Source organism: Clostridium sp. (assembly GCF_050717545.1).
Classification (GTDB): domain Bacteria; phylum Bacillota; class Clostridia; order Clostridiales; family Clostridiaceae; genus Clostridium_AD.
On the sequence record NZ_JBOITN010000042.1, the window covers coordinates 90243 to 96334 of the forward strand.

Below are 6092 nucleotides of genomic sequence, written 5' to 3' on the forward strand. Positions count from 1 at the left end.
ATAGCTCAGAAGGAGATGAGTTAATAACAATAATAACCCCTTAAAGGATTTGATTAAACCAAATCTTTTAAGGGGTTATATTAAATTTATATTTAATTAAAGGGGGACTCTAATTAAAAAAAATCAATTGCTTCCTATGTACTTATAATAACAAGTATTTGTGTCATTGGAGTGACTAAACTAAGAATTAATTGTAAATTTTAATGAGATTCAACAAATATTATTAATTAGATGTAATGTGTCTATTTGTAATTAAGACTAATTTCTAAGGGAAGAAATATCTTTACCTTATTTTTCATATAATTCTATAGGTAAATCGTCTGGGTCACTAAAAAAAGTAAATTTTTTCTCTGTAATCTCATCAACTCTAATATCCTCAGTAATTACATTCTTCTCACTTAGTTCTTTTATTGCCTCATCAATGTTATCCACCTCAAAAGCAATATGCCTTAATCCTCTTGATTCAGGATAACTAGGCCTTCTAGGTGATTTTGGAAAAGAAAATAACTCTATTTGATAATTTCCTCCAACACTTAAGTCTAGTTTATACGATTCTCTATCCTTTCTGTATATTTCTTTAATGATTTTCAAACCTAAAATATTAACATAAAAATTTTTAGAGTTTTCATAATTTGAACAAATAATAGCTATATGATGAACCTTATTTAACTTCATTTTAAGCCTCCTTGTTATATAGTAATAATACACAAAACATTCTTTTATTGCAAATTATAGATATAATTTTTTCCCTCATCATCTATATGTCACTTTCGAAAATTCACAAATATTATTAATAATAATTGTTTTAAGTACGAGGGTCGACACATAAGATGATATGAAGACTTAAAGTAATTGGACTAATTGTAAAATTTGTTTTTATTGAAAGGGATGGGTATTGTGGGAAATGAAGAAGATAAGTCAGAAATAGAAGTAGGAGCAAAGTTAATAAAAAAGTTAAGAGTAAAATTTATAGGAAGATTGACAGGGATAAAGGTAAGAATAAGGCTAATAGTAAATCAAATAAAAGGTTTAACAATAAGCCTTATAAAAAGGTTAAGAACAAGTTTAACAAAAAATAGTAAGAAAATTATTATAGGTATTATAATTTCAATTTGTACTTTATCGTTTATATATTTTGGAATGGCAATGTATTTCATGAATCATTTTTATTTTGGTTCTGCTATAAATTGCATTAGTGTTTCAGGTGAAGCTGTGGAGGATGTTAATGAAGATATGGCAGCGGACATTCAGACATATAAGTTAATTATTAAGCAAACTGGTGTTGAAAATGAACAAATTACATCAAAAGAAATTGCGTTATCGTATAATTCAGATGGGCAGATTGAGAAACTTAAAGATAGTCAGAATCCTTATAAATGGATTTCATCAGTTTTTAACGATGAAGATTCTAAAATGACAAAAGTGGTTAAATACGATGAAAACCTATTAAAAAAGCGACTGGGCGAGCTATCTTGTTTTGATAGCAGTAATATAATAGAGCCCGAAAATCCAAGCTTTAAATACACAGATAGTGGATATACGATTGTGAGCGAAGTTCGCGGTAACAAAGTAGATAGTGATATTTTATATGATAAGGTATCAGATGCAATAATTAAACAACAAAGTATAATAGATTTAGGGTCATTAGATTGTTATGTTAAGCCTTTATATACAACAAAATCTCAAAAAGTTATTGATACCAAAAACATACTCAATAAATATGTATTTTCAAAAATTACATATGAGTTTGGGCAGCATAAAGAACTTTTAGATAGGTCTACAATAAATAAGTGGCTTTCTGTTGATATAAATTTTGAAGTTATATTTAATGAGAAAGAAGTAAATAATTATATAGATTCACTTTCTAAAAGTTATAATACAGTTGGTAAGACTAGGGCGTTCACTTCTTCAGCAGGAAAAATAATAAAGATTGGTGGTGGTGATTATGGCTGGACAATAAATAAAGAGAAGGAAACTAAAGCTTTAATTACGACCATAAAAGAAGGGGAAACTATATTAAAACAACCCTTATATATTCAAACTGCGCTGTCTCATGGCAACAATGATATAGGGAATACTTATGTAGAGATAGATATGAAAAACCAGCACTTATGGTTTTATAAAAATTCGTCTCTTGTAGTACAAGGAGATGTTGTTACAGGTAATATAGGGGCTAATACAGGTACACCAGGAGGAATTTATAGCTTGAAATATAAAGAAAAAAATGCGGTTCTTAAAGGCCAAGGGTATGCTTCACCTGTTTCATTTTGGATGCCATTTAATGCAGGTATCGGAATTCATGATGCAAACTGGAGAAGTGCATTTGGAGGAGAAATATATAAGTCATCTGGTTCTCACGGTTGTATAAATTCACCATATTATTTGGCCCAGGCGGTATTCAATAATATTGAAGCAGGTACTCCAGTTGTTTGTTATTAGTAGCTGAGTATGTTTTCAAGAAAAAGATCAGTTAAAAATATTCAAATTTACCCTATTAAAAGGATAGATATAGGATATAATATAGATAAGATAAGTAAAAGTATGCGGGTAAATAAAAGCAGTTAATGTGAAGGTGGATGAAGAATTTTATAAAACATTAAAATGCATTGCGCATAGAAACTTACAAAAATTATTAAGAGGTGGTTTTATGACTAAGAAAAAGAATATTGTTCTATCTTCCGTAATTATAATTCTCATTATATGCTTATTTTCTTTAGGTAGTATAGTTGGATTTATTGTTAACATTGAATGGTTTAATGAAGTGGGTTATATTTCAGTATATTTTACAAAAATACTAACAGTACTTAAACTTATGGTACCTGTTTTTATACTTAGCTATCTAGGCATATGGTTATATTATAAGAGTATAAAAAAGAGTATTGTACGCCTTAAAAAGGTAGTTGAGGTAAATGCAAAGAAAGGAGCTATTGAGAATAAAATTTTTATAGCTTGTAATATAATTGTTTCATTTTTATTTTCATTTTCATTTGCATCTATATATTGGTATAAGCTACTTCAATTCATAAATGCAGTTAGTTTTAATGTGAAAGACCCTATTTTTAATAAGGATGTATCTTTTTATATTTTCAAGCTTCCTTTAATCGAATCACTATATAGTTTTACAATTACACTGTTAGTGTTTTTAGTTATTATTAAAGTAATAGTTTTCTTTGCATTTAAAGCAAAGGATAAAGTTTATGGTGGGAAATTATCAAATCCTTTTGAAGATTTAAAAGAACTTAGTAAGGAACTTTTTATAGTTGAGGGAAGATGGCTTGCAATAACATGCTCATTTATAGTGCTTTTTCTTTCACTTGGATTTTTAATTAAATCTTATAATTTAGTGTATAGCCCTAGGGGAGTTGCATATGGGGCAAGTTATACTGACATTCATGTTACATTACTATTTTATAAAATATCTATTGTGGCATGTATACTTGCCGGCGTAGCAACATTTATAAGCGTTTTAAAATCAAAGGTAAAACCAATAATAATTTCAGTTGCTGCACTTGTTTTAATAAGTGTTGTAGAGGGAGTATCAGCAGCTGTAGTTCAAAGCAGTATTGTAAAACCGAATGAAAAGCAACTAGAGAAACCATATATTCAAAATAATATTAATCTTACAAATAAAGCTTTTAATACAGAGAATATCACTACAACGGATTTTAATGTAAAAAATGATCTAAAAAAAGAGGATATCTCAGATAATCAGAAGACAATAAATAATATTAAGATAAATTCAGCTAAGCAAACACTTGAATTTTATAATCAGGTTCAGATAATAAGATATTATTATAACTTCAGTGATGTAGATGTAGATAGATACAATATAAACGGTAAGTATAGTCAGGTATTTCTTGCAGCAAGAGAAATAGATTCAAAGTCGTTATCTCCAGATACTTGGCAGAACACTCACATGATTTATACCCATGGCTATGGTGTTGTAATGAGCAATGTAAATGCTGTTACAACAGAAGGACAACCAGACTTTATAATTAAAGATATGCCTATTGCAAACAAAACAAATCTTAAATTAACAAATCCAAGAATTTATTTTGGAGAACAAACAGATGAGTATGCATTAGTAAACACTAACTTGAGCGAATTTGATTTTCCTCAAGGTGGAAGTAACAAAGTAACGACCTATGATGGAAAAGCTGGAATCAAAATGAATTTAGCTAATAAATTTTTGTTTGCACTAAATAATGGTGAACTAAATTTTCTATTATCTAGGGATATTAAAAGTACAAGTAAAATCTTAATTAACAGAAATATAGTTGATAGGGCAAAAGCAATAGCTCCATTTTTAACTTATGACAAAGATCCTTATGTCGTTATAAGTGAAGGGAAAGTATATTATATACTTGATGCTTACACTACATCTACCCAATATCCGTACTCTCAACCGCAAAATGGAATAAACTATATTCGAAATTCGGTTAAGGTTGTAGTTGATGCTTACGATGGTACTACAAATTTTTATATGGTAGATTCAACTGATCCAATTGTGCAAAATTACTCGAAAATTTTTCCTAAACTTTTCAAGGATATATCAAAAATTTCTGCTGACTTAAAAGCACATTTTAGATATCCATCAGATATATTTAGTATCCAAAGTGAAGTTTTAGGCAGATACCATGTAACTGATCCTGGAGTCTTTTATAATGGTGAAGATATTTGGGATGTATCTAAGAATGCAGTTGCTGTAGAAGGTGAAGTAAAAACTACTGTTCCGCCATATCTTGTACAAAAATTACCTGGAACAGACAGTGAAGAAATGATATTACAACAATATTTCAACATAAAGGGAAAATATAACATGACAGCGATTTTAGGGGCTAGAATGGACGTAGGAAATTACGGCAAACTGTTCCTAAATAAATTTCCAGCGGAATCAACAGTTTATAGTCCGTACCTCTTTAAACAGAGAATAAGTCAGGATACTACAATTTCAGCACAACTTTCTTTGTGGAATACAGGAGGATCCGAGGTGCAGTATGGAGACACTGTTATTTTACCAGTAAAAAACTCGCTACTTTATATTGAACCTCTCTATTTAAGAGCTAGCGGGAAAAACAGTATTCCGGAAATGAAAAAAATAATATTATCTTACAACAATAAGTTACTAATGGTTGATAATATAGAAACTGGATTACAGCAGATATTTAATTTTAAGGCTCCAAATACAGTAGTTTCAGGCGACACGGGAACTAATACAACTCAATTAAGTGAAACTGATATAAAATCAATTCAGCAAGCAAATGATTTATATATAAAAGCTATTGATGCTCAAAAGAATTTAGATTGGGCAAAATATGGAGAATATATTAAGGAGCTTGGTACGTTACTAAAAAAATTAGAAAAATAGAGAAAAAACAGATGCAAAATATTTTGCATCTGTTTTTTTATTATCTATATATCAATTAATATAGATGTAGTATAATAGACCATAATAGATATAGGCTGACAGCATATTCTATATTATTTTTATTTATATATAATTTAGTATCTAAATATACATATTAACTAAATATATATTTGAATGTAGTGGAGCGTAAACCAATCGGAGCAAAAATACAATTAGGGTTAAGAATAAATTATGAAAACGTTGTAATTGGTTTGACTTTAACTTGGTACCAATCTTAAAAATTTTAATTTAGAAAGGAGAGACTGTCATGGAAAAAAAAGAAATGGTAGCTATGATTTTGGCGGGTGGTCAAGGGTCAAGATTAAAAGAGTTAACGAAGATGATAGCAAAGCCTGCAGTTCCATTTGGAGGAAAGTATAGAATTATAGATTTCTCTTTAAGTAATTGTTCTAATTCTAATATAGACACGGTAGGAGTTCTTACGCAATATCAACCATTGGAATTAAACTCTCATATAGGAATAGGTGCGCCATGGGATTTAGATAGGAGAAATGGAGGCGTAAGCATGCTTGCACCTTACCAAAGTGAAAATGGTGCTAATTGGTATAAGGGTACTGCTGACGCTATATTTCAAAATACAAATTATATTGATAGCTTTGATCCGGAATATGTTCTTATTTTATCAGGGGATCATATTTATAAAATGGATTATTCTAAAATGCTG

The 6092-nt window shown here is 29.4% G+C and carries 4 protein-coding genes; 3 read left to right on the top strand and 1 reads right to left on the bottom strand.

What is annotated here, in order from left to right:
• Nucleotides 1-288: 288 nt before the first annotated feature.
• Entirely contained in the window at nucleotides 289-675 is a 387-nt protein-coding gene (gene gloA2 / locus ACREVX_RS15600) for an SMU1112c/YaeR family gloxylase I-like metalloprotein (RefSeq protein WP_431545138.1), read from the bottom strand.
• A 465-nt stretch (nucleotides 676-1140) separates the two neighbouring features.
• Here gloA2 and ACREVX_RS15605 point away from each other — a divergent pair, with 465 nt between their 5' ends.
• The 3 genes from ACREVX_RS15605 to ACREVX_RS15615 form a co-directional block, all read left to right on the top strand.
• Nucleotides 1141-2439 (top strand): L,D-transpeptidase family protein, encoded by a 1299-nt coding sequence (locus ACREVX_RS15605; protein ID WP_431545144.1) that lies wholly within the window; start codon nucleotides 1141-1143, stop codon nucleotides 2437-2439.
• A 208-nt stretch (nucleotides 2440-2647) separates the two neighbouring features.
• A complete protein-coding gene (locus tag ACREVX_RS15610; protein ID WP_431545139.1) occupies nucleotides 2648-5368 on the top strand; it encodes a UPF0182 family protein in 2721 nt (906 codons plus the stop codon).
• A 307-nt stretch (nucleotides 5369-5675) separates the two neighbouring features.
• Nucleotides 5676-6092: sugar phosphate nucleotidyltransferase (locus ACREVX_RS15615; RefSeq protein WP_431545140.1), on the top strand; the 417-nt coding region annotated here is incomplete at its 3' end.

What these genes read in the sequence shown, in the direction of transcription:
- gloA2 (WP_431545138.1), bottom strand. Translation starts at nt 675, where the DNA reads ATGAAGTTAAATAAGGTTCATCATATAGCTATTATTTGTTCAAATTAT.
- ACREVX_RS15605 (WP_431545144.1), top strand. Translation starts at nt 1,141, where the DNA reads ATGGCAATGTATTTCATGAATCATTTTTATTTTGGTTCTGCTATAAAT.
- ACREVX_RS15610 (WP_431545139.1), top strand. Translation starts at nt 2,648, where the DNA reads ATGACTAAGAAAAAGAATATTGTTCTATCTTCCGTAATTATAATTCTC.